This is a genomic window from Halostagnicola alkaliphila (assembly GCF_055379965.1).
The window spans coordinates 1,166,141-1,190,838 of sequence record NZ_AP043826.1 but is presented as its reverse complement, the minus strand read 5'-3'; the positions used below and the strand labels follow the sequence as shown (position 1 = coordinate 1,190,838).

At 60.5% G+C, this 24,698-nt stretch carries 24 protein-coding genes; 10 read left to right on the top strand and 14 right to left on the bottom strand.

All coding sequences use genetic code 11. The features are described 5' to 3' along the window. Nucleotides 1–189: 189 nt before the first annotated feature. Nucleotides 190–1,152 carry a winged helix-turn-helix domain-containing protein gene (locus ACZ5C7_RS11080; protein ID WP_464376365.1) on the bottom strand — a complete coding sequence of 321 codons (963 nt, stop codon included), beginning with the start codon at nucleotides 1,150–1,152 and terminating at the stop codon, nucleotides 190–192. A 325-nt stretch (nucleotides 1,153–1,477) separates the two neighbouring features. Between ACZ5C7_RS11080 and ACZ5C7_RS11075 the strand changes: the two genes are divergently transcribed. After that, nucleotides 1,478–2,347: an ester cyclase gene (locus ACZ5C7_RS11075; protein ID WP_464376364.1), complete on the top strand. Its 870-nt coding sequence runs from the start codon at nucleotides 1,478–1,480 to the stop codon at nucleotides 2,345–2,347. 670 nt (nucleotides 2,348–3,017) lie between these two features. Here the strand turns inward: ACZ5C7_RS11075 and ACZ5C7_RS11070 are convergent. The 4 genes from ACZ5C7_RS11070 to ACZ5C7_RS11055 all read right to left on the bottom strand — a co-directional run bounded on the left by ACZ5C7_RS11070 (nucleotide 3,018) and on the right by ACZ5C7_RS11055 (nucleotide 6,254). Then, nucleotides 3,018–3,746, bottom strand: coding sequence for a nucleoside phosphorylase (locus ACZ5C7_RS11070; RefSeq protein ID WP_464376363.1), 729 nt, complete (start codon nucleotides 3,744–3,746; stop codon nucleotides 3,018–3,020). 239 nt (nucleotides 3,747–3,985) lie between these two features. Continuing rightward, nucleotides 3,986–4,288 (bottom strand): HalOD1 output domain-containing protein, encoded by a 303-nt coding sequence (locus ACZ5C7_RS11065; RefSeq protein ID WP_464376362.1) that lies wholly within the window; start codon nucleotides 4,286–4,288, stop codon nucleotides 3,986–3,988. A 141-nt stretch (nucleotides 4,289–4,429) separates the two neighbouring features. After that, nucleotides 4,430–5,305, bottom strand: coding sequence for a carbohydrate kinase family protein (locus ACZ5C7_RS11060; protein WP_464376361.1), 876 nt, complete (start codon nucleotides 5,303–5,305; stop codon nucleotides 4,430–4,432). A gap of 127 nt (nucleotides 5,306–5,432) precedes the next feature. Next, a complete protein-coding gene (locus tag ACZ5C7_RS11055) occupies nucleotides 5,433–6,254 on the bottom strand; it encodes a DUF63 family protein (protein ID WP_464376360.1) in 822 nt (273 codons plus the stop codon). 153 nt (nucleotides 6,255–6,407) lie between these two features. Here ACZ5C7_RS11055 and deoC point away from each other — a divergent pair, with 153 nt between their 5' ends. After that, nucleotides 6,408–7,088, top strand: coding sequence for a deoxyribose-phosphate aldolase (gene deoC / locus ACZ5C7_RS11050; protein WP_464376359.1), 681 nt, complete (start codon nucleotides 6,408–6,410; stop codon nucleotides 7,086–7,088). A gap of 144 nt (nucleotides 7,089–7,232) precedes the next feature. Beyond that, nucleotides 7,233–8,009: a ZIP family metal transporter gene (locus ACZ5C7_RS11045; protein ID WP_464376358.1), complete on the top strand. Its 777-nt coding sequence runs from the start codon at nucleotides 7,233–7,235 to the stop codon at nucleotides 8,007–8,009. A gap of 109 nt (nucleotides 8,010–8,118) precedes the next feature. On the opposite strand, the gene ACZ5C7_RS11040 is transcribed toward ACZ5C7_RS11045, so the two are convergent. Further along, nucleotides 8,119–9,300, bottom strand: coding sequence for an NAD-binding protein (locus ACZ5C7_RS11040; RefSeq protein WP_464376357.1), 1,182 nt, complete (start codon nucleotides 9,298–9,300; stop codon nucleotides 8,119–8,121). A gap of 205 nt (nucleotides 9,301–9,505) precedes the next feature. Between ACZ5C7_RS11040 and ACZ5C7_RS11035 the strand changes: the two genes are divergently transcribed. Continuing rightward, nucleotides 9,506–9,781, top strand: a complete 276-nt coding sequence (locus ACZ5C7_RS11035) for a ubiquitin-like small modifier protein 1 (protein WP_464376356.1) — start codon at nucleotides 9,506–9,508, stop codon at nucleotides 9,779–9,781. 132 nt (nucleotides 9,782–9,913) lie between these two features. Here ACZ5C7_RS11035 and ACZ5C7_RS11030 read toward each other — a convergent pair whose 3' ends face one another. The 4 genes from ACZ5C7_RS11030 to ACZ5C7_RS11015 form a co-directional block, all read right to left on the bottom strand. Next, nucleotides 9,914–10,900 carry an N-acetyltransferase family protein gene (locus tag ACZ5C7_RS11030; RefSeq protein WP_464376355.1) on the bottom strand — a complete coding sequence of 329 codons (987 nt, stop codon included), beginning with the start codon at nucleotides 10,898–10,900 and terminating at the stop codon, nucleotides 9,914–9,916. Between the two features lie 5 nt (nucleotides 10,901–10,905). Beyond that, the gene (gatD, locus tag ACZ5C7_RS11025; RefSeq protein ID WP_464376354.1) at nucleotides 10,906–12,153 is read right to left on the bottom strand and encodes a Glu-tRNA(Gln) amidotransferase subunit GatD; all 1,248 of its coding nucleotides are present in this window, start codon (nucleotides 12,151–12,153) and stop codon (nucleotides 10,906–10,908) included. A gap of 92 nt (nucleotides 12,154–12,245) precedes the next feature. After that, entirely contained in the window at nucleotides 12,246–12,443 is a 198-nt protein-coding gene (locus tag ACZ5C7_RS11020) for a hypothetical protein (protein WP_464376353.1), read from the bottom strand. Nucleotides 12,444–12,521: 78 nt separating this feature from the next. Then, complete coding sequence (locus ACZ5C7_RS11015; RefSeq protein ID WP_464376352.1) at nucleotides 12,522–13,649, bottom strand: Ig-like domain-containing protein; 1,128 nt, start codon at nucleotides 13,647–13,649, stop codon at nucleotides 12,522–12,524. A gap of 176 nt (nucleotides 13,650–13,825) precedes the next feature. Here ACZ5C7_RS11015 and ACZ5C7_RS11010 point away from each other — a divergent pair, with 176 nt between their 5' ends. Further along, complete coding sequence (locus ACZ5C7_RS11010; RefSeq protein ID WP_464376351.1) at nucleotides 13,826–14,491, top strand: DUF456 domain-containing protein; 666 nt, start codon at nucleotides 13,826–13,828, stop codon at nucleotides 14,489–14,491. A 650-nt stretch (nucleotides 14,492–15,141) separates the two neighbouring features. On the opposite strand, the gene ACZ5C7_RS11005 is transcribed toward ACZ5C7_RS11010, so the two are convergent. Next, the gene (locus tag ACZ5C7_RS11005) at nucleotides 15,142–15,804 is read right to left on the bottom strand and encodes a metalloregulator ArsR/SmtB family transcription factor (RefSeq protein WP_464376350.1); all 663 of its coding nucleotides are present in this window, start codon (nucleotides 15,802–15,804) and stop codon (nucleotides 15,142–15,144) included. A gap of 121 nt (nucleotides 15,805–15,925) precedes the next feature. Next, nucleotides 15,926–17,065: an ABC transporter C-terminal domain-containing protein gene (locus ACZ5C7_RS11000; RefSeq protein WP_464376349.1), complete on the bottom strand. Its 1,140-nt coding sequence runs from the start codon at nucleotides 17,063–17,065 to the stop codon at nucleotides 15,926–15,928. A 305-nt stretch (nucleotides 17,066–17,370) separates the two neighbouring features. On the opposite strand from ACZ5C7_RS11000, the gene ACZ5C7_RS10995 reads away from it, so the two are divergent. The 4 genes from ACZ5C7_RS10995 to ACZ5C7_RS10980 all read left to right on the top strand — a co-directional run bounded on the left by ACZ5C7_RS10995 (nucleotide 17,371) and on the right by ACZ5C7_RS10980 (nucleotide 20,868). Then, the gene (locus ACZ5C7_RS10995; protein WP_464376348.1) at nucleotides 17,371–17,754 is read left to right on the top strand and encodes a DUF5802 family protein; all 384 of its coding nucleotides are present in this window, start codon (nucleotides 17,371–17,373) and stop codon (nucleotides 17,752–17,754) included. A 28-nt stretch (nucleotides 17,755–17,782) separates the two neighbouring features. Continuing rightward, nucleotides 17,783–18,724, top strand: coding sequence for a Vms1/Ankzf1 family peptidyl-tRNA hydrolase (locus ACZ5C7_RS10990; protein WP_464376347.1), 942 nt, complete (start codon nucleotides 17,783–17,785; stop codon nucleotides 18,722–18,724). Between the two features lie 87 nt (nucleotides 18,725–18,811). Continuing rightward, nucleotides 18,812–19,828 carry a DUF1611 domain-containing protein gene (locus tag ACZ5C7_RS10985; protein ID WP_464376346.1) on the top strand — a complete coding sequence of 339 codons (1,017 nt, stop codon included), beginning with the start codon at nucleotides 18,812–18,814 and terminating at the stop codon, nucleotides 19,826–19,828. After that, nucleotides 19,825–20,868, top strand: a complete 1,044-nt coding sequence (locus ACZ5C7_RS10980) for a dipeptide epimerase (RefSeq protein ID WP_464376345.1) — start codon at nucleotides 19,825–19,827, stop codon at nucleotides 20,866–20,868. The genes ACZ5C7_RS10985 and ACZ5C7_RS10980 overlap by 4 nt, the downstream gene beginning before the upstream one ends. A gap of 315 nt (nucleotides 20,869–21,183) precedes the next feature. Here the strand turns inward: ACZ5C7_RS10980 and ACZ5C7_RS10975 are convergent, their stop codons facing one another. Beyond that, nucleotides 21,184–21,942 (bottom strand): TrkA C-terminal domain-containing protein, encoded by a 759-nt coding sequence (locus tag ACZ5C7_RS10975; RefSeq protein WP_464376344.1) that lies wholly within the window; start codon nucleotides 21,940–21,942, stop codon nucleotides 21,184–21,186. A 234-nt stretch (nucleotides 21,943–22,176) separates the two neighbouring features. Between ACZ5C7_RS10975 and ACZ5C7_RS10970 the strand changes: the two genes are divergently transcribed. After that, nucleotides 22,177–23,451, top strand: a complete 1,275-nt coding sequence (locus ACZ5C7_RS10970) for an IS4 family transposase (RefSeq protein ID WP_464374780.1) — start codon at nucleotides 22,177–22,179, stop codon at nucleotides 23,449–23,451. A gap of 41 nt (nucleotides 23,452–23,492) precedes the next feature. Here the strand turns inward: ACZ5C7_RS10970 and ACZ5C7_RS10965 are convergent, their stop codons facing one another. Next, complete coding sequence (locus ACZ5C7_RS10965) at nucleotides 23,493–24,056, bottom strand: DUF7437 domain-containing protein (RefSeq protein ID WP_464376343.1); 564 nt, start codon at nucleotides 24,054–24,056, stop codon at nucleotides 23,493–23,495. Nucleotides 24,057–24,698 lie beyond the last annotated feature (642 nt).

Below are 24,698 nucleotides of genomic sequence, written 5' to 3'. Positions count from 1 at the left end.
CGCCGTGTTCTCGTCGCTGCGAGCGTTCTGGAATTTTCAAATGTAACATTCAGCCCTTTTGGCTCACGACCTACGTGAGATTTTCATGGAATAACTCTGGTTAGGATATAGCCAGAGACCATGACGACACATCGGATAACTTCCCAATCCGTTCTTTTCGTGAACTCGTATCGGAAATTTATATGGTGCTCACCCGCTTCGTTCCGTGGAAACGACGTCCAACTTGTCATCGTACGTGAGGTTGAGTTCTTCATCCTCCAGGTGGACTGTCATCCGGATACAAAGGGGGTCCTCCGAGAGAAGTTCTTTCTCTACATCAAGGAGGAGGCTGAATTGTTCGGGCGTCGAAAAGTCGAATTCAATCCCGTGATCGTAGTAAAATGCAGCTACTGCTGGTTCTCTCGTCAGATAATTTGATATCGGCATCGACCAGCGGTACTCACACTGCTCACAGACGTGAGTCACGAGTATCCAGAAAATTGACTCGCAATGCTCACAGAACTGGTACTCCTCCCAATCGGGCTGGTGGTCATCACAGATAAAGATCGAGGTGATAGGCATGTCACCCGCACACTCCGGACACACACCATCAATAACCGATACCCGACGGTGAGCAGTCCAGATCCAATCAGCGTGACCAATTTCGTTCGGGGTCCGGTTCCGCAGTCCCGACGGCGGGAACTCGCTCATGCTGATGACGCCTGGGGGGAAGCTCGGGACACACCGTACGTCACAGTCGGTGCATTCTAGGTAGCGCCATCCATCCCGATAGCTGCACAGCGTCTGTCCGCCACAATACGGACACAAGACGTCGATTTCGGCCGGTTCGATCTCTGGATGCTCAAGGGCGATACCGGAGAGGAGCATGCGGACGATCCGTTTGCCCGATTCCCTGAGTTCATAGCCCTCCTCGGAGTGACGGACGAAATGGGCTGTGAGTTTATCGAGGTGATAGTGGATTTGACCGGGATCGTCGACGGTGACCCGCTCCCGGAGATCGACGAACCGCATCGGTGACGAATCCGTCGGATCGTCGCCCTCCCAGAGGGCCTCCAACAATTCGAGCCGGGTTTCGTCGGATAGCAGTTTGAAGGCCTCGGTTGTGGCGGCTGTTTCCGGTTGGCTCGCATCTTTGCGGGGCGATTCTCCCATATGTGTTATTGACTAGCACGGGTCAAAAACCCCACCGTCCGTCACTACGATCAAGTGCCGTGTTGAGTTCGGGTGTGGACCCCAGTAGATCGTCAGCCCATACCCCAACACGTAGTATATCTTATTGAAGATTCGTTCTATCGAAAATCCGATTGAAACATCATTCAAATAACATTTATTCCGGAGTCCGTCGAATGGTAGTTGAGGATTGACAATGAGGGGTATGGAGACCCAAGCTGACCCCAACCAGGTCCGCGATAACCGAGGGTTCACTGAGCGAGCACTTGGTAACCCGGTCAATCTTCAGCCCTCGAGGAGCCAATACATGTCACAGACACAAGACCAACGAGAAGCGAATAAACGAGCCGCACACCAGGTCTACGACGTTTGGGACGGTGGCAACATTGATGTACTTGACGGCACCATCGCCGAGGACGTTGTATTCCATGGTCCCGAGCCGGTCGGGACCGTCCACGGGCGGGAGGCGTACAAGGACAATCTCCGGATGATCCGAGCGGGATTTCCGGACTTGTCCTTCGAAGCCCACGATGTCGTCGCCGAAAGCGACACGGTGATGGCGAATTGCACGTTCGGGGGCACCCACAAAGGCGAACTGATGGGGATCGAACCCACCGGAACCTCGGTCGAGGTAAGATGGTTCGGAAGCTACCGGTTCGACGACGGAGAATTGGTCGAAGTGACCGGCCTCCCTGACCTGTTCGGGGCGTTCCTGCAGGTCGGTGCCATCGACCCGCCTGGAAGCCCGTCGACAACGGAAGCCGAAAACAAGGAGATGGCCCGCACCTTCGCACAAGAGGTCATTAGCGAGGGGAACCTAGACCTCATTGATGAACTCTTTGCAGATGATTATGTTGAGTACAATTCTTCCCTCCCCGAGCCGATTCAGGGCCCGGAGGAGGTCAAGGAATACGTCATGACGCTTCGATCCGCAGTTCCGGATATCAATTGTGGGGTCGAGGATCTGATCGCCGAGGGCGACATGGTGGTCAGACGAGACCGGGCTACCGGGACCCACGAAGGCGGATTCATGGGGGTCGAAGCGACGGGGGAGGCCGTGGTAGAAGGCCACCACATCCACCGAATCGAGGACGGGCAGTTCGTCGAGTCGTGGGCCCAAAACGACGTGATGGGCCTCCTGATGCAACTCGGTGCCATCGAGCCACCAGGAGAGTAACATCCCTAACTATTTTCAGCGAACACTACGGGCGAGGCGAAAAATAGACGATACCGATTTGCTGATGGTCACTCGATAGGATGGACGGTTCCCGTGTCAACGGGCGGGAGTTGCCGTTTGCTACATTCGCGCTTTGTATTCAGCACACCGTTATTGTCAGGTTTGAAAGTTTTCAACAGAGCCGGGCGTTTTGATCGTCGCTGCGAGCGGTCCTGCTCGCACGAGCCACGATGAGGACCATATCCTCCCCAACCGATTCGCTCGTTCTCAGCTCACGGTGGTTCGAGAAACCGTCGGTCTCTCGTCGTCAAGCGAACGCGTCCCGTTCGCGGACATCGCGAATCGAAGATTCGCTCAGTCACGAAACGGGCCGTTTCGAACGACTTCCCCGTTCGCTGTTTCGCGACGCGTAGCGTCGCGCTCCCCTCGCTCATCCACTGGAAGCCGCTTCACGACTTCCAAGCCGTTCGGTCACGGAGTGACCGAAGACCTCGCGCATCATCGCGCCGCGGCTCGCAGCGGCTCACGATTCCTGATAGTCACCGTTCGCTTCTCGAGGCCTTCTCCGTTCACGCCTCGCTCCGTTCGCCGCGACGCAGCGCGCGCCACCGCAGACCAATCGATTGGACCGGCGAGGCGTGGGTTACATTCGATAAGAGGGCCGGGTAACTTAGAGTTCAGTCGCGGCCTCGAGCGTGATGTCGATCGCTCGGCCGACGTTGTTCTTCGCTTTCTCGGGCAGTTCGTCGTCCTCGGTGTCGGTTCCTTTCTGCGTTCCCTCGACGAGGTTGCCGTCGACGGTACAGATAGCGCCCGCGCGCAGTCCCTTGCGGCGGGCCAGCGAGAAGACTGCGGCGGCTTCCATCTCGACCGAGAGGAGTCCCGCATCCTCCCAGTCGGCGACGTGCTCGTCGGTCTCGGCGTAGTAGGCGTCGTCGCTCGCGATCGGACCGACGTGAACGTCTTCGTCGTTCGCCTCGGCGGCGTCGACGAGTCCCGAGAGCACGTCGTAGTCCGGAACGGCGGGGTACTCGACGGCCTCGTACCGTTTGCTCGTTCCTTCGTTTTTCGCCGCGCCGGTCGCGACGATCATGTCGCCGATCTCGATATCGGACTGGAGCGCCCCGGTCGTTCCGACGCGGACGAACGTTTCGACGCCGACGTTCGCCAGTTCCTCGACGGCGATGGCGGCGGAGGGGCAGCCGATCCCGGTCGAACAGATCGTCAGCTCTCTGCCGTTATAGGTCGCGTTGACGACCTTGTACTCGCGGTTCTGTGCGATGGTCTCGGACTCGTCGCAGTGGCTCGCGATTCGATCGACGCGACCCGGATCGCCGGGGATCAATGCGATGTCCGTGAGATCTCCTTCATCAACCAGTAGATGCGGTTGTGTCGCCATACGCACCGGTTCCGCGGGCGGCGAGAAAAACCTTCTCCAGTTCGCCTCGAGGAAGGATGGAGCGGATACGTGCGAGCGATGAACGTCGAAAAAGAGAGAGATCGACGTGTCCTGGTAGAGGGAATGTCGATAGATGCAGAGGTGCAACGGTAAGTCGATGGCAACGACAAACGCCGGTGGCAACGACAAACGCCGCCTGGACGGCCGGAACCTCGAGCGGTCTCGAGGTGGTTCGGGGATCAGTTTTCGGCGTAGACGTGGATCCGTTCGGGTCGGACGACGACGGTCGCGCTGTCGACCTCGAAACGCACGTTTCCGCCCGCTCGATCGGTCCCGCTAACGGTGTTTCCGAAGAGGGCATCGAGCGCATCGGGGTCGATATACTGGTACAGTTGTGTGCTACCAGCGGTTACATCCTCGCCGTGAAACGATGCGAGTGCTGTTGCAACGGCGACGCTTGGCGGCTCATCTTCGCGTCGGTCGTATTGGACGTGCGTGCGGTTGTCACCGGGTGCAGACGTCCAGGGGGTACCTTTCATCATGTCTCTCAGTCACGGGATCGTGACTTCCTATTCAAACGGGCAACGGCGTTGGGTATATAGCTACCGTCAGACAACACCGGATGAGAACTTCAGCAGGTGCTGGATCCGAATCTTTCACGACTATTTATATATCCGTATTGGTCACCTTCGCGATTCGAGAAAGGCGTCGACTGCGTCGATAGTCGGAACGCTTCGCGGCCCTTTGTGGCTCGCAGCGAGCGCTCCGCAGGCGTTCGCGTACTCGAGTGCGACTTCGGCGTTGTCCTCCCGAAGGCTCGAGGAGATGAAGCCGGCGGCGAACGCGTCACCCGCCCCGCTCGTATCGACGGAATCGATCTCGAACCCGTCGTGAACGAACGATTCCGACGGCGTGTGGACCTCGCCGCCGTTTTCGCCGTGCTTAGCGACGATCGTTCCTTCGGTAAAGTCCGTGATGTCGGCGTCGACCATCGCATCGATCTCCCGGTCGTTGGCGAAGATAATATCGGCGAGGGCGAGGGTTTCGGCGTACTCCCGGTCGCCGAGACGACGGCCCGGGTCGAAGCTCACGGTCGATCCCGAACGCGTTGCAACTCGTGCGATCTCGGCGGCCGTCTCGGGTCGTTGCCCTGTGAGGTGGACGTGATCCGTCGATCCAATTCGGTCAGGATCGATGTCGTCCGGACCGACGGCTTCGTTGATCCCGTCGTTTCCGAGCACCGATACCGCCCCCGATTCGGTGACGAGAAGGTACTTGACGGACGTCTTGGCGTCCTCGACGATTCGGAGTCCGTCGAGTGAGACGCCCGCGTTCTCGAGGTCGCGTTTGGCTAACAACCCGTTCTCGTCGTCGCCGACGCTCCCGATGAGGCCCGTTTCGACCTCGAGTTCGGCCAACGCGGTCGCGACGTTGGCCGCACTTCCACCGCCCGACTGCCGTTGGGATCGGATCGACGCCTCGCCGTCGGGTTCGGGAAATCTATCGACGCGGAGGGTCACGTCCCAGTTGACGTGACCGGCGGTGAGCACCCTGACCATTCACGACTCGGCAAACGGACCGGGGAGAGAAAAACGATTCCGTTCTGCGGGTTCGGCGAGAGCGGGAACTTGAGGAGCGGTGAGGGGACCTCGAGAGCGACTGCAAGGAGAACTCGTCGCGAATCAGCTACGCGATCGTAAAGAGCAACACGTTGTGAACGCCGGGGCCGAGTCCGACGGCGGCGATGAAAGCGAGCAGGAGCCGAGCCTGCCGCGGCGCATCGCGGACGTACTCTTTGAACAGGCCGACAACGGCCATCGCGAGCGCGACCTTCACGACGACGAACAGCCAGCCAGCGCCGAGAATATCGTACGTCGGAAGCGCTTCGCCAGCGTGAAGAATTAACTGTGAGGCGGGAACCTCCTCGCTCGCACCGAGGAGGTCGTAGCCGATGGCGGTCGAGACGCCGTCGAGCGCGTGGCCGAAGACGACGAGGACGCCGGTCAGGCTCGTTACCGTGGCGGTCTCGCTCGCCCAGCGCTCGAGTCCGATCCAGGCGAGTGCGGTCAGAACGACCGAGAGGACAACCGAGACCGCGGGCCAGAACGCGTCGATCGTCCCGGCTTCCAAACCCGTGTTGATCGCGTAGCTTGCGGCGGCGAGGAAGAGGATCGCGCCGACGACACCGAGTGGCGTCTCGACCGACTGTTGCATGTCGGCCTGCTGGAGGTATATCGAACCAACCCACACGAACCCTGCGAGAGTGGCCGTCGTAACGTAGACGGTCGGTGCGCCGAAGAGGACGTCGATCGGTTCGGGGATCGCCTCGACCTGATAGAGCACGTGCAGCGTCGAGCCGAGCACCATCCACGGTGCGAACGCGATCACCGTCCGGTCGGTTACGGCCGGACTGTTCACCCACAAAAGCGCGAGGACGCCGCCGAGGGCGAGCAAGAGCGGCACCAGAAATTCCAGCGGCGGAACGGCGAATCCCTCTGGGAACACCATATACGGCAACTGGTACGTGCCAGCGACTAACCGTTTCCGATCCTCGAGGAGACGGGTTCGATCCGTCGACTTGCGCTCAACTCATTAGGCGACTTCTTCGAGCGATGAACGGAACCGGGCGGGTTTTTCACCTCTCGGTCGTTCGACCCCAGTATGGACCGTCACGAACTCGCACCCTTGATCGACCACACCGTTCTCGGCCCCGAGACGACCCCCGCGGATATCGAAGCCGTCCTCGACGACGCTTCGGCTCACGGCATGAACGCCTGTATCCCGCCGTACTATCTCGAGGAGGCGACCGAATACGCACCCGACGTCACCCTCGCGACCGTCATCGGCTTTCCCCACGGGCAGAACGATCACGACACGAAACGGCGGGAAGGCGTCCTGGCGTGGAAGGCCGGCGCGGACGAACTCGACGTCGTGATCAATATCGGTCGGCTCAAATCCGGCGAGTTCGAGGCCGTCACGAGCGAACTCGAGGAACTCGTCGCTGCCGTCCCGATTCCCGTGAAGGTGATCATCGAGACGGCGCTGTTGAGCGACGAGCAGAAACACGAGGCCTGTCAGGCGGCCGCGGATGCGGACGCCGCGATGGTCAAGACGTCGACCGGTTTCGCAGAAAGCGTTGTTTCGGAGAAACAACGTGCGAACGGTGAAACCGTGAGCGGCGGCGCGACGGTCGGCGACGTCGAACTCATGAGCGAGTACCTGCCCGTCAAAGCCAGCGGCGGCATCGGAAGTTACGACGACGCGATGGCCATGATCGAGGTCGGTGCCGAACGAATCGGCGCCTCGAGCGGCGTCGAAATCCTCGAGGATGCTCCAGAATAGGACGAGAGGGTCCCTCCGAATAGGGGCGAGAGGGTTAGGGACGAGTAGGGACGAGAGGGCACCTCTGGAACAGCGAACAGTTCGAGCATAGCAATACGCCATCTAGACATAGCTATTCAGGGACGGTGGTTGGCTGTAAACTGTATGAACGAGTTCGTGACGATGCTCGTCGTAACGAGTATCGCCGGCGCGGTGACCGGGCTCGGGGCACTTCCGGTATTCTTCCGTACGACGGTCACCCACCGAGTGTACGACGCCGCTCTCGGTCTCGCCGCGGGAATTATGATCGGCGCGAGCGTGTTCGGGTTGATCATCCCCGGGATGGACGAGGGTGGACTCGGAGCGGTCGTAGCCGGCGTGGTTCTTGGCGGGTTGGTACTGTTAGCCGGGAACCGGATCATTCCACACCTTCACGCGCGGTATATGGGGTGGCACCAGGAGGGAGGCGCCGCACCAGCGGATCCGGATTCTAGCGTTCGACGGCCGCTGTTGATCGGGGCCGCGATCGTTCTTCACAACGCGCCGGAGGGGCTGGCGATCGGCGTCGCATTCGCATCCGGGCTTCAAGACGTCGCATCCTTGCTCGCAGTCGTTATCGGACTCCAGAACATTCCGGACGGGTTCGCCTTCGCAGTACCGTTCGGGGAGACGAACGTCTCGAACGCGCGAGTGTTCCTGTACACGACGCTATCGGGGCTCGTTCCGCAGGTCGGGGCCGCTATTTTTGGATACGTTCTCGTCGTGATAGCGACGGGCGTCTTTCCCGTTGCGGCCGGTTTCGCGGCCGGCGCGATGATGGCGGTCGTCTTCCGCGAGATGATTCCCTCCTCGCACGGCCACGGCTACGCCGACGCCGCGACGAGCGCGTTCATCGTCGGGTTTGTGCTGTTAGTCGTCGTCGACGAACTGCTCGTCGTCTGAGAGAGAACAAACGACTGAGCGGATTCACTCGAGCGGTCCCAAGATATCGATCCGTCGTGGAAGATAACCTCCCGAGAACGAATGGATCGTCGTCTACCTACCGGAGGAGCTATTCGTCGCCGACGATCTGCTCGATCAGTTCCGAATCGTCGCTGCCCAGTGCGGACCTAACGAGGAGGTGCCCGCCCAGCAAAGCGGGGCTGATGACCGTGTCCGCGCCGGCTCGCTCGAGTTTCGGGATGTTTTCCCGGTCCGTCGCGGCGGAGATGATCGGCGTTTCGGGTGCGAGTTGTCGCGCCGTGAGGATCGTCAGGGCGTCCTCGGCGTCCGTATTCGTCGCGACGACGATAGCCCGCGCCCGTTCGATGTGGGCCTGTTCGAGGGGTTCTTCGTCGCTGGGGTCGTCGACGATGACCGGAATCTCGCGACTGGAGAGCTGTTCGGCCGCGTCGGTGTTTGCCGTGACGACGGCGAACGATTGATTGCTGGTCGAGAGTTCGTCGACGATCGGTTCGGTCAGTTCGCCGTAGCCGAGCACGAGCACGTGCTGGTCGATGAGTTCGATCTGTGAGTCGGTCATTTTTCCGAGTGTTTTCGAGATTCGAGACTGGATCGCCGGGCCCACGAGGGCACCGATCGCGATACCGAAGCTAGCCACGCCGAGGACGACGACGGACATCGTAAACAAGATTGCCTGTTGGGTTTCCGGCCCGATATCGCCGTATCCGACGGTGCTCGAGGTGATCAGCGTGAAGTAGAAGGCGTCGAGGAGATCGTCGATTCCGTCGAAGCTCTCCCGCAGCGCGTAGGCGCCGAACGTTCCGTAGGCCTGCACGCCGACGAGTGCGCCACCGGCGGCCAACTGCGTCGTGTTCAACGAGAGTTTCTTATCGAAGCGCTTGCGGCTGGCGAGCAAGAACGGCATCGTAATAACGGAGAGGGCGACGAGCGGATAGGAGTATTCGCTTACTTGGAGCAATCCCTGAATCGCTGTCACGGGGAGGAGGATCACCGTCGCGTACCAGCCAGCTCGCAGTCCGCGGCGAAGGGCAAGTGCGCTACCGACCATCAGAAAGCCCGTAAGCGCACCCGTAAAGCCGACCGTCTCCTGGACGACTACCGGGACGATACCGACGAGTGGTCCCTCGGAGACGGTCTCCTGACTGATCGCCGCAACGCCGGTGACGACCGACAGCAACGCCACCACCAGCGCCAGTCCGACGGCTACCCGCGTCGTCACCAGCCGCTTCCAGTTGTTCGGGAGCCGCTCAAGCAGGCGCTGGCCGACCATACAGCCGGTCGGGTGCGCTGTCAAATAAGCCTCTTCGTTCGAGCGCCGTCAAATAAGCCTCTTCGTTCGATCGCCGTCAAACAAGCCTCTGTGTTCGGCGTGGAACCCAGTCGCCACCGACGACCGGCGGCTCGAGGAAGACCACTCGTCAACGATGTACTCGGAGAGCGGTAGCTACTTGCCCGAGGCGCTGATACGCCCGACCATGAATTGGAAGCTGTTCGCCGACCTCGCCGAACTGGCGGGAGACAAACACGTATCCGTCGACGTCGAGGACGACGCGACGGTCGAGGACGCTCTCGAGGCCCTCCTCGAGGACCGGCCGGCGCTCGAGGATCGAGTGATCGAAGGCGGCGAGTTGCGCTCGCAGATCAACATCCTGCGGAACGGAACGAACGTCCTGACACAGGAGGAGGGACTCGAGACCGAAGTGCAAGCGGACGACGAACTGGCGCTGTTTCCGCCCGTAAGCGGCGGGTAGCGGAGAGCCAGAGGGAGTCTAACGAATCGATTCCGCTCGCTCGTTTAACTGATTTGAGCGGGTGGTTTTGAGGATGTCACATCCGCGAACGCGGCCAAACCAATGACCATCGATCGGAGACGGACAAATTCTTCACTCGTTCGTTCCGGTCAAGTCGATCCCGAGAACGAAATCCGGTTCGTCGGCCACGCCAGCACCCGCGTAGGAGGCGTCGCTGACGTACTCAACCGTTTCGGGGATCACAACTCGAGTCCCGTCGGCCCCGAGCGAAGCGGCGTCTCGAGAGATCGCTGCGAACAGCGACCGCGCCGCGTCGACATCGGCCCAGGCACCGACGCCGTACTCGGCGATTGTCGTCTCATCGCCGTCGTCGGCAGTCCGCTCTATGGTTCGCGTTCGGTAGGCCGCCCCGCAGGCGCCCCTCCGCTCGCGCGCCGTCGAGTCGGCGTCGGCTCCGTCGCCTTCCACGACGAACAACGCCGTTTCGTCGGCGAACGTCGAGAAGTCCTCGCGCGTGAGTTCCCGCAACGCCCAGCTTTCCTCGGTCGCCAGCCCTAGTCCGCGGAGGTGGTCGCGCGCGTCGCTTCCGACCCAGAACCGCCACGCGTCCGCGGGATCGCTCGAGACCGAGAGCGGGCCGGAGGCGCCCTCGTCGGGTTCCGGGGTGGCAAAGCGGAACTCCGTGATCGGCTCCAAATCGCTCTTTCGGGCCGCACCGAGCGACGGCGAGTTCCAGGAAAAGACCATCACGCGACCGATGGTGGCACCCTGCTCTCGAGCCCACTCGAAACTGGCCTCGTTCAACCGCTGGCTGACGCCCTGGCGCTGGTAGTCGGGATTAACGCGCATGCCCTGGAACCAGGCCTCCTCGGGAGAGAGCATGACGCTCTGAAGGATGCCGGCGACATCGCCGTCGATTTCGGCGAGGAAGGTCTTTTTGCCCGACTCGTCGTCGTCCTCGAGCCAGTCGTGGTAGATCTCGGGAATGTAGTCGCCGCCGCGGTCCTCCCAGATCGTTCCCGTGAACGCCACCACGTCGTCGTAATCGTCGTGGGTCGCGCAACGGATTTCGACCTCGTCGCTGGCATTTCCGGCCGCGTCGTTCGAGGATTCACCCATCAATCTCACTCCCAGGGGGTCGATCGATCCTGTATTTCGCCCGCGAGCGACGTTCCCATCGCTTCCTCGACGTCTCCGCTGTTCTCGAGCGCCCACATCAGCTTGACCTTCGCGGTGCCCGGCAGGGTGTCCTCGCCCTCGAGCACGCCCGCCTCGAGCAGGTCGCGGCCGGTATCGTAGACGCGGTCACAGACCCGCCCCTCGAGACACTGGCTGGTCATGACGACCGTCGTGCCGTCGTCGATAAGTTCCTCGATCTTCGGGATGTGATCGGTGTGGACGTGGCCCAGTCCCGTCCCCTCGATGATCAGTCCCGCGGAGCCCTCGGCGATCTCGAGGAAGGCGGGGTCCATACCGGGCGTGAACTTCACCAGTTCGACATCGGTCTCGAGTTCGGGGGAAAGCTCGAGGTCGACAGCGTCGCGTTCCTGGTAGTCCCTGTGGAACGAGACATCCTCACTCTCGTAGTCGACGGTTCCGAGCGGCTCCGCGCCGACGGTTTCGAACGCGTCGCGCCGAGAGGTGTGGTTCTTGCGGACGCGGGTTCCGCGATGCAGCGCGCAGGTCGTGTCCGATTCGTTCGCGTGCATGCAGACCAGCACCTCCGCGCAGTCGCTTTTGGCCGCTTCGACGGCCGAGACGGCGTTCATCACGTTGTCCGAGGACGGCCGGTCCGCCGAGCGCTGGCTGCCGGTGAAGACGATCGGGACGGGCGTCTCGAGCATGAACGAGAGCGCCGACGCGGAGTACTGCATCGTGTCGGTGCCGTGCATGACGACGACGCCGTCGGCACCGGCCTCGATCTCGTCGTGGACCGCCTGTGCGAGTTCCTGCCAGATCGGCGGCTCCATGTTTTCCGAGAGGATGTTCGCGACGACGCGGCCGCGGTAGTTGGCCCTGCCAGCGAGGTCCGGCACCGCCCGGAGGACGTCCTCGGCGTCGAACTGGGCCGTCACTGCACCCGTTCGGTAGTCGACCGTCGAGGCGATGGTCCCGCCGGTCGAGATGAGCGAAATCGTCGGCAGGTCGTCGTCGAACTCGACCGTCGACTCCTCACCGTCGTCGTCCTGAGTCCCGCCGATCTCGTAGACGTCTTGCGCGAGGACGTCGATCTCGGTTCCGTCGCGGTCGATACCGACGTTGTACCCGCCCTCGAGTTTGACGACGAGGTGGTCGTCCGTGCTCGAGGGGAGCAACACGCCTTCGTACGTGCGGTCGTCCGAATCGACTCGGATGCGATCGCCTGGGTTCATATCCGTTGCTTGCAGACGGTCGGACTTGAAGCCACCCTTTCGGACCCGGCGCGGTCACGGTTGCGACGATACTCAGCCGGGCCGAATCGAGATCAGACCAGCACGCCCACGAGGATCAGCCCGAGTCCGAGTGCGAGAAGGACGCCGACGATGAGCGCGGTGAGAAATCGAAGCGACGTTAGCGACTCTCTGGGTGCGTCGAGACGCGGATACAGGTATCGAGCGGCGTATCCGACACCGATGGCGGCTGCGATCGCGAGGATTCCGAGCGCGATCAGGTCCACGTCCATCGGGTTAGTACACATCGTGGAACGTGAAAAATAGCGGGCTGGCAAAGAACGCGGTTCGGCCCCCGATTGACGCCTCGGTTATTCGCTCGATTCAGTGACGGTAAGCATCCCAGTCGTGACCTCGCTACCGGACGTAACGGACCAATCGTGTGTCCCCGCAGGAAGGTCGGCTCCGTCGACACAGAGCCACGCCGCACGACAGCCACCCGCATCGAGGTCGACCGTCGTCGAGGCGGTGGCACTTCCGACCTCGAGGGTAACGGTGGGTTCAGCGCTGGCGCCGCCCCGATTTCTCACGGTCGCGTGGAACTGCGCTGATTCGCCGATCGAAATCTCGTTCGGTCCGGAAACCGAAAGCTCGAGGGCTTCGTCCTCGTCTTCGGATTCGTCTTCATCTTCCGGCTCGTCCTCCGCTTCGTCGTCTCCATCTTCGTCATCGTCTACGCCGTCTTCAGCGTCCTCCTCATCGTCTGTCTCGTCTCCATCTTCGTCGCCCTCTTCATCATCTGCGTCGTCTCCGTCTTCATCATCCTCCTCGTCATCTCCGTCTTCGTCATCCTCTTCACCCTCGTCGTCCGGCTCGTCTTCGTCGTCAGCTTCGTCCTCATCTTCCGGCTCGTCTTCGTCGTCGGCTTCGTCCTCATCTTCCGGCTCGTCTTCGTCGTCGGCTTCGTCCTCATCTTCCGGCTCGTCTTCGTCGTCGGCTTCGTCCTCATCTTCCGGCTCGTCCTCCTCTGAGAGGTCCGCGACGAGCTCGAGTGCGATGCGTCCGTCTTCGGGTTCTATTTCGACGTATTCCTCGAGGGAATCGCAGTGCTCTTCGTCGTCGACGGGCCCACGCTCGAGTTCGGTTCCTTCGATAGCTGTCACCGAACCGTCGGCGGTGTAAAAGACGAACGGGCCGTCGGCGAAGTGAGCGTCCGCGTCGAATACCACGTACCGCTGATCGCCCTCGTAGGCCACCTCCCAGATGACGTGCGTGTCGTCGACGGTTGGCGAACCCTCGTCTAGCTCGCCGGCCTCGAGCGGCGTTCGTTCGTCGAAGTCACCGTGAAGACACGCGTGCTGGTGGTCGACGTTCTCTTCGGCGAGCAACTCGAGCGTCGCCTCTCCTTCGTCTGTTTGGGCAGTTGCGTAGCCAGCCGTCGTTGCAACGATCAGTGCACCGGCACCGGTTTTGAGAGCCGTTCGTCGTGTGAGCTCCATGGCAACCAGATTAAGTGTATTGTGTAAAGTTATTATTTCTATATCTAGTTTTAATATTGCAACGTTACCATTTTCCGCCCGCTCGAGTCGGTCGAGAAAGCGACACAGCGGTAACCAACCCATCGCGACGAACGTGCAGGGAAAGGCCCATGGTGTCGGCCGGCCTGGACTCGACCATGAGCGATCGCTCGGACGAGGTGACGACGAGCCGGGAGCCAAAGTCCACCGACGAACTCTTAGAAGAGACCGAAAGCCTCCTTTCGGACTCGTCCGGTTCGTCAAACTCGAGCACTCACGCCGACGAGCGGTCAGCAGGAGCTGACGGGTTCGAACCGGAACCGTCACTTGAGGACGAGGCGTCCGACTCGAGGTCGTGGATGCCGTCGTTCGGCGCGGATGACGCGGAATCCGAGGCCAGCGCCGAGCCTACACCGGACTCGAACGGATCTCGCCTTTCGTCGGTGACGTCGCTGTTCTCGCTCCCGCGGCTCTCCCCGACTCAGTACTTCTCGCCGAAGGCGTACTTCGCTCTCATCATGGTCATCGGGGCAGGGCTGTTCGCCGGAAACACCGTTATTCCGTTTGCCGGCCGGATGATCGGCATATTCGGCGCGGCGTTTTTGATCGGACTAGTCACGTCGAAACGACGCTACCTCGAGATGACCGCGGCGGGCGTCTCCGTCGGCATCGTCGCCGCGATGTTCAACTTCACGCTGTTCGCGATGCTCGGTTCGACCGGAAACATGCTCGCCGTCGGCACGACCACCGGCGCGCTCGCCTGCCTCGGGGGCTACTACTTCGGCCGCGACCTCAAGAACGGACTAGCTCGAGACGTCGATTGAGCTGCTGACCGAACGGAGACGGCCGCGAGAACGGACGTACCCGCGAGAGCGGACGTACCCGCGAGAACGGACGTACCCCTTCTCGTTCTCACTCGAGGGGACACCTCCTGATGACGAAGGCCCTCAGCCCGCTGGCGGTCCAACAGTACAGCAACCCGCAATGCAGGCCTGCCCTTCCCCGGGTCGCGCGGTCCTCTCCGAGGACACGCGCTCCCGGCCCTAGCGATCTGCGGTGGCGCGCGCTGGTGCGCCGCTGGAGGCGCACCGAACCGCGTGAGGGTGGCGGTGAATACGAGGGCTGAACAGAGTGAAGCCCTCGAACGGTGAGCGGGGAGCGAGACACGGCGAAGCCGGGTCTCGACAGCGAACGGTGATTGAAAAGAACCGTGAGTGGAACGACCCGCGAACGAAGTGAACCGCCGCGGTTGGGGAGGGCGAGGACCTGTGGATGGGATGGAGAGGAACCGTCGTGGTCGGCAGGTCTGCGTGCGGATAGCACTACAGGTGAGCGAAGAGAGCCGAAGAAAGCGTGGCGGGGAATATCGGGATCAGCCTCCCACAAACCCATCAGAGACAACTGAGTGGAAAGGTATCCGTCGATCGGGAGCAACTCGCCGAGTTCGTCGTCGTTTCGCTTTGTGTGACTTCGATTAGCGACCGTCGGTCGTTAGCTTCCAACCGCGCTCCGTACGCTGAACGACTCCCTTGTCGGCCATCTTCTCGAGTAACCCCGTAACGACCTCCCGGTGTGCGTCGATGTCCGCCGCAAGCTCCGAAACCGACTTTGGCTCGCCGCGGACACTTGCAAGGAGGTCCGCATAAATCCGGCTCTCGGGGCCCGTTCCGACGACCTCCGAGATGTCGTCGAGCGTCTCACAGAGTTGACCCTGCACCCAGCGCTGGGCGAGCGAGAGCTCGTTCTCGAGGCGTTCGAGGCGTTCGAGCGTCCCCAACAGTTCCTCGAGTTCGTCACCATCACCGGAGGAGACGTCGACCGAGAGATGCCGGCAAGAAGTGATATCGACGCTGTTGTTCGCCGGATACGCGCTCTTACTTGCGAATCCGTACGGCGAGACGTTCACCTCGAGGCGAACGTTTCGAGCGATATGGAAGTATTTCCGGCGTTGGTCGTCAACCCGGCTCTCGACCAGTCCGGCCTCTTCTAATTTCCGGAGATGGTCGATGACCGCCTTGGGACTCACACCGAGGTAATCCGATATCTCGGTAACGTAGCACGGTTTGCGGGCCAGGAGCCGAAGGATCCGTCTCCGGTTTTCGTTCCCCAGCAAATCGAGCAACGCGGCGGAGTCCATCGAGTGAGCCTAGACGATGGTCGCTGAAAAGCGTGTCTGCTCTCGCCGAGCGTTTCAACGCGGCGTGTCAACTCGACAGTAGCGACACCAATCAGCGCTAGTTGAGTACTGCCGTCGCGTTTCAGCTGCCATTATGCACGTCAAAGACGGTCTCGTTGATCACGCTCTCGTTGTCCTCGCCCTCAGTAAGAACGCTATCGTCAAGTGCGCTCTCGTCCTCTTCATCCTCGTCGAGAACGGTTTCATCGATCGCGCTCTCGTTGTCTCCGGCTTCGTCGAGAACGGTTTCATCGATCGCGCTCTCATTATCTCCGGCCTCGTCGAGAACGGTTTCATCGATCACGCTCTCGTTGTCTCCGGCTTCGTCGAGTGTCACTCGTTCGTCCTCGAGTTCATCAGTACCGATGCTGTTGTTCCCGACGAGTTCGTCTATTTCGCCGTCGTCAGGTTCGAGTTCCGAGCTAGTGGTATTGGGCAGCGTATCGTCGGTCATATTCGGAGTCGAAAGCCCGTCGGTCGGCAGTCCCGAGTCGCCGGTCACGTTCGGCGAACTCACGTCCCCAAGATCAGGCGACGGCACCGATTCGTTGACCTGGTCCCGAACCCCATCCGAAAAACTGGAAGGCATGTCGACACTGACGAGATTCGTCGCGGTTTCTACAACGCTCGGCCCCGTGAGATCGTCGGCACTCGAGCGAAGTTTGTCGAGACCGCTCATGTTCAAGCCGAGATCACCCGCACGGTGTTCGACCGCCTCGATCGAGTTCTCGAGGGAACTAATCTGGACCGTGAGCCGCGTCATTCGAGCATTGTACGCGGCCGAACTCATCTCGTCCTCGTTCGCTTTGAGTTCGTTCTTTTCGTCCTCGAGATCCGCTATTCGGTCTTCGATCGTCTCGGCGCGGTCGGTCACGATAGTTTCCCGTGACTCGTCGTCAGCATTGTTGTAGCTAGCGTTGAACAAGCCGGTTTCGACGGTTGTCTCGGTCTCCGCCGCACTTGATTCCATAAACTCGGTAACGTTCGTTCCCGGTGAGGAACCGTTGTCGGCCGCTGACTCGGAGCCGTCCTCGTCCTCGTTCTCACCGTGGTTCGCATCGTCCTCGACAGGGTCCTCGCCTGCGTCACCGTCCCCATCGATGACGACCCCTCCGGCTGATTCGGCGAGCGAATCCGAGAATCCAGCAGTTGCAAGCGGTGCGATCGCGAGACCGGCGACGGCGATCAGTACCACGATAGCGACACCACGAGTGCCAGTCATTGAGTCATTCTCCGGACGAACTTCGTAAAAAGGTAAACCTTCGTTCTGACCGTTTAGTCGAATGCATTCGCCGCTCAGATTCGGTTTGAGCGTTTAAAATGCGCTGTGTGTAATTCGTTGGGAATCAGTCAAACGAACAACGTTTTTCGGACCACAGTAGCGTCTCTCGTTCCGTATAACGCTGAACAACTGGTCGGAGTAGATCGGCCGAATCGAGCGATTGGTTCCGTGTTCGATACAAAAGCGCTCGGGATAACTGTATCTGCAGAACTGTTATCAGCACGCACACCGTGTTATTAGCTACCATGTTCGAGGTGTTCTCGCGGAGCTATTATCTCGGACGGCTATACGTTACGCCGACGAACGAAGACCGCGCGTTCATGCAAAGCTCCCAGCACGAACGAATCAACGACGCAGTGTACACAACCGGAGAGGGTATCGAACGACTCGATACGCCGCTCGTGATGAAACTCGAGTCGGGTCACTTCGCGGTCCACGGCGACGACGGCGTGCCCGAAAACACGCTCGCGGTCCCCGAATCTGTCCTCGAGGGGACCCGGATCAGGAATCCGCCCTCGCTACGGGAAGTGTTCCTCGCGCGCAGAGAGCGCGCACAACAGCTGCTCGAGTACGCGGGTGGCTGGTCACCAACGGGTTCGGCCGACGACCACCCCAACGCCGGAACCTAAAAGTGGCCCCGGTCCGCGCTTTTTCTCGATGATCGACCAGTTGCTCGGCCGCGCGTCGTTAAAGGAGCGAATCGAAGAACTCGAGGAGGAAGCCGAGCGACTACGAAAGCGCTACGAGGCCGAATCCGAGCGGAAGGCGGACGCCGTTACCGCCAAACAAGAGGCCGAAGAACGTCAGAATCGGCTCGAGGATCGAATCGCCCAACTGGAGGGCGAACTCGAGCGCGTCGACGAGGACGGAACGGACGACGAGTTCGAGTTCAGGCGTCGCGAACAGCTTCGCGGCGCGCGACTCGAAGAGGTGTTCGGCCGGCTCACGTCCGTTCGAACGGGACCGGAAGGCGCGTGTACGGTGTTTTTCGACCCACAACGCGAGCAAACCGACAGGAGTGACGCGGAACGCTATCAGGTCGTCGAAGACGTGATCGGCGAGCGAGCATCCCTGTTAACCGACGCCGATCCGTGTCTCGTCTGTTTCGACGACGCCGGACTCGTCTCGGTTCGACTCGAGCCCCCCGTGATCCCGGAGTCGAGCCCCGAACCGACCTGGAGCGATCGGTTCAAACTCGAGCGCGAGTGGTTCCTGCCGACCGGGAGCTACGCGCTCGCGCTGGTCAGAGCGGACCTGTTCGCTCTCGGCGTCTACGAGGACGGCGAGCGGGTCGACTACCGCGGCTTCGAAAGCGACGTGAAAGGGAGCCACTCGAAAGGCGGCTTCTCGCAGGCTCGATTCGAGCGAATCCGCGACGATCAGATCGACGACCACCTCGGGCGCTGCCACCGGGCGCTCGCCGAGTTCGACACCGACCGGCTCTATCTCGCCGGGCAACGCGGCGTCGTCGAAACGCTCGCCGACGAGGGGAACTTCGAGCCGGACGCGACGGCCGCCGTCGACGCGACCGGCGAGCCAAAATCCGCACTCGAAGACGCACATCGATCGTTCTGGACGACCGAGCTGGGCGTGTTCTAACTTCCACCACCGCGTTCCGAGACGGCTTCCGGCGGCTGGTTCGCCGCGAGGTCCACGATTAAGTGGCCGCTTCGCCATGATCCCCGTATGCGCATTGCGATTCTCGCCCACGAGAAGTTCCCCGAACGAGCGAAAACCGCGCTCGGCATCCTTCGGTACAGCGACGACGACGCCGTGGCGGTTCTCGACCGCGAAAACGCGGGCGCTCGAGTCGCCGACTTCGTTCCGGACGTACAGGACGCGCCGATCGTCTCGCAGATGGGCGACATCGACGAATCGATCGACGCGCTGGTGATCGGCATCTCGCCGATCGGCGGCGAGTTCGACGAAAGCTGGCGCGACGACGTTCGGAACGCCCTCGATCGAGGCTGTGACGTGATCTCCGGGTTGCACTACTTCCTCGAGGACGACGAGGAGTTCGCGGCGCTTGCGGCCGAAAACGACTGCGACATCTGGGACGTTCGCAAGCCGCCCGCCGATCTGACGGTGAGCGAGGGCGTCGCGGCCGATGTCGACGCCGAAATCGTGCTGACGGTCGGGACCGACTGCTCGGTCGGCAAGATGACGGTCTCGATGGAACTCGCACGCACCGCCCGCGAGGCGGGACACGACGCCGCCGTGATCCCGACCGGACAAACCGGGATCATGATCGAAGGCTGGGGGAATCCCATCGATCGCGTCGTCAGCGACTTCACCGCGGGGGCCGTCGAGGAGATGATCACAGAGAAGGGTGACGAACACGACTACCTCTTCGTCGAAGGCCAGGGATCGATCGTTCACCCCGCCTACTCCGCCGTAACCTGTGGCATCCTTCACGGCGCGATGCCCGACGAACTCGTGCTCTGTCACGACGCCGGTCGGGAGGCCATCCACGGGTACGACTCGTTCTCCCTGTCGTCGATTTCGACGTACGTCGACCTCTACGAGGACCTCGCGGCACCCGTCAACGAGGCGTCCGTCGTCGCGGGCGCGCTCGATACGTCCGGAATCGAAGATGACGAGGACGCTCGCCGGGAGCTAGAGGTCTACGAGGACGCGCTCGGTGCACCCGCGACGGACGTGCTTCGATTCGACGCGGAGACGGTCCTCGAGGCGATACTATGAGCGAATTTCAAACCGAAATCGAGCGCCGAACGCTTCCCCTCGAGCAGCCCTTTTCGATCGCTCGCGGAACGGCGACCGAAACCGAGGTCGTCTTCGTTCGGATCGAAGACGGCGACGGCACCGTCGGCGTCGGCGGCGCGGCTCCCACGAGACACTACGGCGAAACGGCGGGAACCGTGGAAGCGGTCCTTCCGGACCTTCTCGAGATCGTCGAGGAGGTCGGTGATCCCCATCAACTCGAGCGAATCGAACGCCGGATGCGAGAGTCCATTCGAGGGAACCCCTCCGCGAGAACCGCGGTTAGCGTCGCGCTCCACGATCTGGTAACGAAGCGTCTCGAGATTCCGCTGTATCGCTACTGGGGACTCGATCCGACGGCGACGCTCGAGAGTTCCTACACGATCGGGATCGACGACACGCAGACGATGCGCGAGAAGACCGAAGCGGCCAGAGAGCGAGGGTTCGGCACGCTGAAAGTCAAACTCGGAACAGATCGTGACGAGGAGATCGTTCGGACGGTCCGCGAGGCGGCCCCGAAGGCGCGGCTGTTCGTCGACGCGAACGAAGCCTGGACCCCCAAAGAAGCCGTCGAGACGATCGACCGGCTCGCACCCTACGGCCTCGAGTTCGTCGAACAGCCCGTCCCCGCCGAGAATCCGGAGGGGTTGAAGTACGTCTCCGAGCGCTCGAGACTCCCGATCGCCGCCGACGAATCCTGTCTCGTCAGTTCCGACGTGCCGAAGATCGCCGACCGTTGTGACATCGTGAACCTGAAGCTCGCGAAATGTGGCGGGCTCTGCGAGGCGATTCGGGTGATTCACACCGCTCGAGCCCAGGGCCTCGAGGTGATGTGTGGCTGTATGACCGAATCGAACGCCTCGCTCGCGGCGGCCGCCCACCTCGCGCCACTGCTCGACTACGCCGACCTCGACGGCTCGCTCCTGCTCGCCGAGGATCCCTACGACGGCGTCCCGATGCCTGGCGGGGAGATCGATTTGGCGGGGCTCGAGCGGCCGGGAACCGGTGCGGTTAGGAACTGAGAGAGAAGGAAGCAAAGCGCAGTTCGGTCCCCTCGCTACACCTACCTGACGAACGTCAGCACAACTCTCGGTTATCGTACCTCACCAGCCAAGCACATGCGGTGGCGCGCGCTCACTCGCGGATCGCTGATCGCGACCCGCGAGTGAAACCCGTGTGAGGGATGAGCGAGTGAGCTTGCGAGCGAGTGAATCGGTTGGGGAGGACGTGGTATCGATTGGATCACAAACGAACTTCGAGTACTGAATCTCGATACTCGAGACACTGTATATCAGTAGTACAGTCAATTGGAACCTTGGTGCGGTCACTATACGTGCTTACTGATCGATGACTCGTTCTTGTTCAGAGAGGATATTTTCGTGTTCGTTACGCGCCTCATTGTGCGCTTTAACGTCCCCTTCGTCTCGGTCTGCGAGTTCCTGTAATCGATCTTCTTTCCCATAGAGGGTAACGGTATCTCCCGGTTGAATCTCTGTATCAGAATCGGGGGCACCGATATAGTCATCATTTCGCTCGATCCCGAGCAGGATCACCCCTTCGTCAGAGAGGTTCAATTCTCTGACTGTATCATTTGCCAGCCATTCGTCTTCGTTGATCTCAACTTCGGCGACGCGATATTCACTCTGAAGACCGAGTACCTGCGTGTAATCTTGGATGGTGAGATCCGTCGTCTGGTCAAGTGCCCATTCGATAACCGGCGTCAATGTTCGATTCAATAGTTGGCTACGAGCGAGAAGAATAATCCCGACAACGCCACCAATAACGTAGAGGAGGGTAAGAATGTTCTCGCCCTCGGCGTTGATGAACGACAGAAGGAGCGACGCGAACGCACTCACAACGCCGATACTTCCGAGTCGGATGAGCCAGATGACAATTGTTCGTCTGCTTGGCTCCGAGACCGTAAACTCCGCCTCTTCGGTCGTGTACCCCGCTCCCGAAAATGCCGATGCCGCCTGAAATGTGGCCACGTCCGGTGAGAGACCAGTCATTCGAAGTGCAATCGCCCCAATCCGAATCACGAGGAGTGCGAGGGCAAAGATGATGAAAACGGAGAGGATTTGATTTGTCGCTACCATGAGATGGTGTGCTACAGAAAGCTGTAAAAAGACGTAGTCTTCATTCAACGGGATCGCTATATGAGCAGACTGTACTTACCGATCATCACCTTCGCAAATCGACCAGAACCACGTGCGACTATCCGTCTTTAGCTAAGCGAGAAACCACGTGACAGCGGCGGCTTATCGAGGCATCTTTTCGAGAGGAATGAGGAGGCGACGAGTGTGCACAACGAAGCCTCCTCATCTCGGATTATGCGTCGGCTCACTACATTGTTTCCCTCCGAGTTCCTCGAAGAGCACGCCGAGGAACTCGGCGTGGTCGAACGTGACCGCAAGCTCCAGATTCCCGCCTTCGTCTGGGCATTCGTGTTCGGCTTCGCCGCAGGCGAAAGCCGAACACTCGCTGGCTTCAGACGCAGCTACAACTCGACAGGCGACGAGACGATCTCTCCCGGCGGCTTCTATCACCGGTTGACGCCGTCTCTCGCAGAGTACTTCCGCGACCTCGTCGAGCGTGGCCTCGACGAGGTCGCTGTCCCTGACACTGTTGACGCCGATATCGACCGATTCAGGGACGTGATGATCGCTGATGGAACCGTCCTGCGGTTGCACGAGTTCCTTGCCGATGAGTACGAAGCTCGCAAGGAGGAGCAGGCTGGAGCGAAGCTCCACCTGCTCCACAATGCCACTGAGCAGACGATAGAACGTCTCGACGTGACTGACGAGAAAACGCACGACAGCACGTTGTTTAACACAGGATCGTGGCTCGAAGATCGGCTCGTTCTGTTCGACCGAGCCTACTTCAAGTACCGCCGCTTCGCGTTGATCGATGAGAACGACGGCTACTTCGTGAGTCGGCTGAAAGAGAGCGCAAATCCGGTCGTAACGGAGGAATTACGGGAATGGCGCGGCCGCGCCATTCCCTTGGAAGGTGAGCAGATCCACGATGTTGTGGATGATCTGCACCGCGAGTACATCGACGTGGAAGTCGAAGCCGAGTTCGACCGAAGACCGTACGGAGGAACGCAGTCACGCGATACGAAGCGGTTTCGCGTCGTCGGCGTCCGCAAAGAGGACGCCGACGACTACCACCTGTACATCACGAATCTCCCGAGAGAAGAGTTCCTGCCGTCGGATCTAGGGACGGTCTATCGGTGTCGGTGGGAGGTGGAGTTGCTATTCCGTGAGTTGAAGACGCAGTACGAACTGGACGAGTTCGACACGACAAAGAAGCATATTGTCGAAATTCTGCTGTACGCAGCGTTGTTGTCACTGCTCGTGAGTCGTGAATTGCTCGATCTGGTCACCGAACAGGCGGACGATGAGATCGTGTTTCCGCCGGAACGCTGGGCGGCGACCTTCCGGTCGCACGCCCAGCTCATCCTCCACGAACTTGGCGAATATCTCGGCTATTCGCCGCCACCGCTGCTCGACCGACTGATCGACGACGCACAGAAGATCCACCAGCAACGCCCAGTGTTACAAGAGACGCTCGCTACCGCTACGCAACCGAGGTGTGAGTCTTAGCTAAAGACGAATAACCACGTGCGACATTCGGGCCCTGTATATTACTCAGGTTGCGTAAGATACGGATCGTACGTTTCAGCCGCTTCAACGACATCCCGAAGTGCGGTAAAGACAGTCATCCCCTCGGAAGGATGGACATCGAGTTTGTTCGATGCAGTCCGCTGTGTGAGTTCTCCGTCCTCGATTCGACGCGCGTAGTGCAACGCCGCAGCGAGTTTTGGGACCCCCTGTCGCTCGACGAACACGCGGATATCTTCAGTATCGGTCTGTCGCCCGATCGCATCGATGAGTGCCGGTGTCGCAGTCACCGCTCCATCGTCCGTGTCGATTCGAAGGCGGATCGGAACGACGGTCACCGTCGTTGGATTCTCGTCGTGTCGCGTCAAAACCTCCATTTCCTCGAGATGCCCGACGTACTTGTACGTCGTCGAATGAGCCATCTCGAGAGCGTCTTTGATCGCTTCGATCGTCACCGGGCCGTTCCGGAGAATGTGAATGTACAACCGAGCGAGCCGAGGCGTGTTCAGTAACTCTGCGTATGTGAGGAGGTCGTTAAACGGTTCTTCAGGGTTTGGCGGGGCCGCAACGTGATCGTCAGCAGACATCCTAATACATATTCTATGGACAGTGTATTAGGGCTTTGCCTTCCACGTGTTGGTGATTAGAGAGTACTGAGTTCGATCACTGCCTCGCCACCCGTGCAAGGCGAGATCAGTTATCCAGGTGAGCAGCCATACATGTGAATTCGTTCACAACTGAGGCGACGGGGTAACTGAATAGTTTTGTCGTTCTGCGATACCAATCCGACGAATGTTCAGCGCAACTCGAGGGGGTCTCACACCCCACCAGCCACGCACATGCGGTGGCGCGCGCTCACTCGCGGGTCGCGATTAGCGATCCGCGAGTGGAACTTGTGCGAGGGATGAGTGAGCAAACGCGACGCGGAGCGTCGCGGACAGCGAACGAATCGGCTGGGGAGGACGTGGAAATCCTTGTTGCCAGCGTCAGTATTATTCCTGAGTTAACATTAGTGGCGTTCTCAAGCTAGTGTCGGTCGTGTTCTCGAGCCAGCGTCAGAAGTATTCTCGAGTCCAGCAGTGACCCGTGTGACAGAAGGTCGATACATCCGTACGTTCCCTCCTCGAGAGACAGTATTCCCTCTCGAAAACAGTAATTATATGACACTACAGGGCGTGATGTCAAATGGAAGCCACACACTCCGCGACATGGGGGCGTTCGTATTGAAA

Excerpts from the sequence above, each read along its gene's own strand:
- ACZ5C7_RS11080 (WP_464376365.1), bottom strand. The coding sequence starts at position 1,152 with ATGGGAGAATCGCCCCGCAAAGATGCGAGCCAACCGGAAACAGCCGCC.
- ACZ5C7_RS11075 (WP_464376364.1), top strand. The coding sequence starts at position 1,478 with ATGTCACAGACACAAGACCAACGAGAAGCGAATAAACGAGCCGCACAC.
- ACZ5C7_RS11070 (WP_464376363.1), bottom strand. The coding sequence starts at position 3,746 with ATGGCGACACAACCGCATCTACTGGTTGATGAAGGAGATCTCACGGAC.
- ACZ5C7_RS11065 (WP_464376362.1), bottom strand. The coding sequence starts at position 4,288 with ATGATGAAAGGTACCCCCTGGACGTCTGCACCCGGTGACAACCGCACG.
- ACZ5C7_RS11060 (WP_464376361.1), bottom strand. The coding sequence starts at position 5,305 with ATGGTCAGGGTGCTCACCGCCGGTCACGTCAACTGGGACGTGACCCTC.
- ACZ5C7_RS11055 (WP_464376360.1), bottom strand. The coding sequence starts at position 6,254 with ATGGTGTTCCCAGAGGGATTCGCCGTTCCGCCGCTGGAATTTCTGGTG.
- deoC (WP_464376359.1), top strand. The coding sequence starts at position 6,408 with ATGGACCGTCACGAACTCGCACCCTTGATCGACCACACCGTTCTCGGC.
- ACZ5C7_RS11045 (WP_464376358.1), top strand. The coding sequence starts at position 7,233 with ATGAACGAGTTCGTGACGATGCTCGTCGTAACGAGTATCGCCGGCGCG.
- ACZ5C7_RS11040 (WP_464376357.1), bottom strand. The coding sequence starts at position 9,300 with ATGGTCGGCCAGCGCCTGCTTGAGCGGCTCCCGAACAACTGGAAGCGG.
- ACZ5C7_RS11035 (WP_464376356.1), top strand. The coding sequence starts at position 9,506 with ATGAATTGGAAGCTGTTCGCCGACCTCGCCGAACTGGCGGGAGACAAA.
- ACZ5C7_RS11030 (WP_464376355.1), bottom strand. The coding sequence starts at position 10,900 with ATGGGTGAATCCTCGAACGACGCGGCCGGAAATGCCAGCGACGAGGTC.
- gatD (WP_464376354.1), bottom strand. The coding sequence starts at position 12,153 with ATGAACCCAGGCGATCGCATCCGAGTCGATTCGGACGACCGCACGTAC.
- ACZ5C7_RS11020 (WP_464376353.1), bottom strand. The coding sequence starts at position 12,443 with ATGGACGTGGACCTGATCGCGCTCGGAATCCTCGCGATCGCAGCCGCC.
- ACZ5C7_RS11015 (WP_464376352.1), bottom strand. The coding sequence starts at position 13,649 with ATGGAGCTCACACGACGAACGGCTCTCAAAACCGGTGCCGGTGCACTG.
- ACZ5C7_RS11010 (WP_464376351.1), top strand. The coding sequence starts at position 13,826 with ATGAGCGATCGCTCGGACGAGGTGACGACGAGCCGGGAGCCAAAGTCC.
- ACZ5C7_RS11005 (WP_464376350.1), bottom strand. The coding sequence starts at position 15,804 with ATGGACTCCGCCGCGTTGCTCGATTTGCTGGGGAACGAAAACCGGAGA.
- ACZ5C7_RS11000 (WP_464376349.1), bottom strand. The coding sequence starts at position 17,065 with ATGACTGGCACTCGTGGTGTCGCTATCGTGGTACTGATCGCCGTCGCC.
- ACZ5C7_RS10995 (WP_464376348.1), top strand. The coding sequence starts at position 17,371 with ATGTTCGAGGTGTTCTCGCGGAGCTATTATCTCGGACGGCTATACGTT.
- ACZ5C7_RS10990 (WP_464376347.1), top strand. The coding sequence starts at position 17,783 with ATGATCGACCAGTTGCTCGGCCGCGCGTCGTTAAAGGAGCGAATCGAA.
- ACZ5C7_RS10985 (WP_464376346.1), top strand. The coding sequence starts at position 18,812 with ATGCGCATTGCGATTCTCGCCCACGAGAAGTTCCCCGAACGAGCGAAA.
- ACZ5C7_RS10980 (WP_464376345.1), top strand. The coding sequence starts at position 19,825 with ATGAGCGAATTTCAAACCGAAATCGAGCGCCGAACGCTTCCCCTCGAG.
- ACZ5C7_RS10975 (WP_464376344.1), bottom strand. The coding sequence starts at position 21,942 with ATGGTAGCGACAAATCAAATCCTCTCCGTTTTCATCATCTTTGCCCTC.
- ACZ5C7_RS10970 (WP_464374780.1), top strand. The coding sequence starts at position 22,177 with ATGCGTCGGCTCACTACATTGTTTCCCTCCGAGTTCCTCGAAGAGCAC.
- ACZ5C7_RS10965 (WP_464376343.1), bottom strand. The coding sequence starts at position 24,056 with ATGTCTGCTGACGATCACGTTGCGGCCCCGCCAAACCCTGAAGAACCG.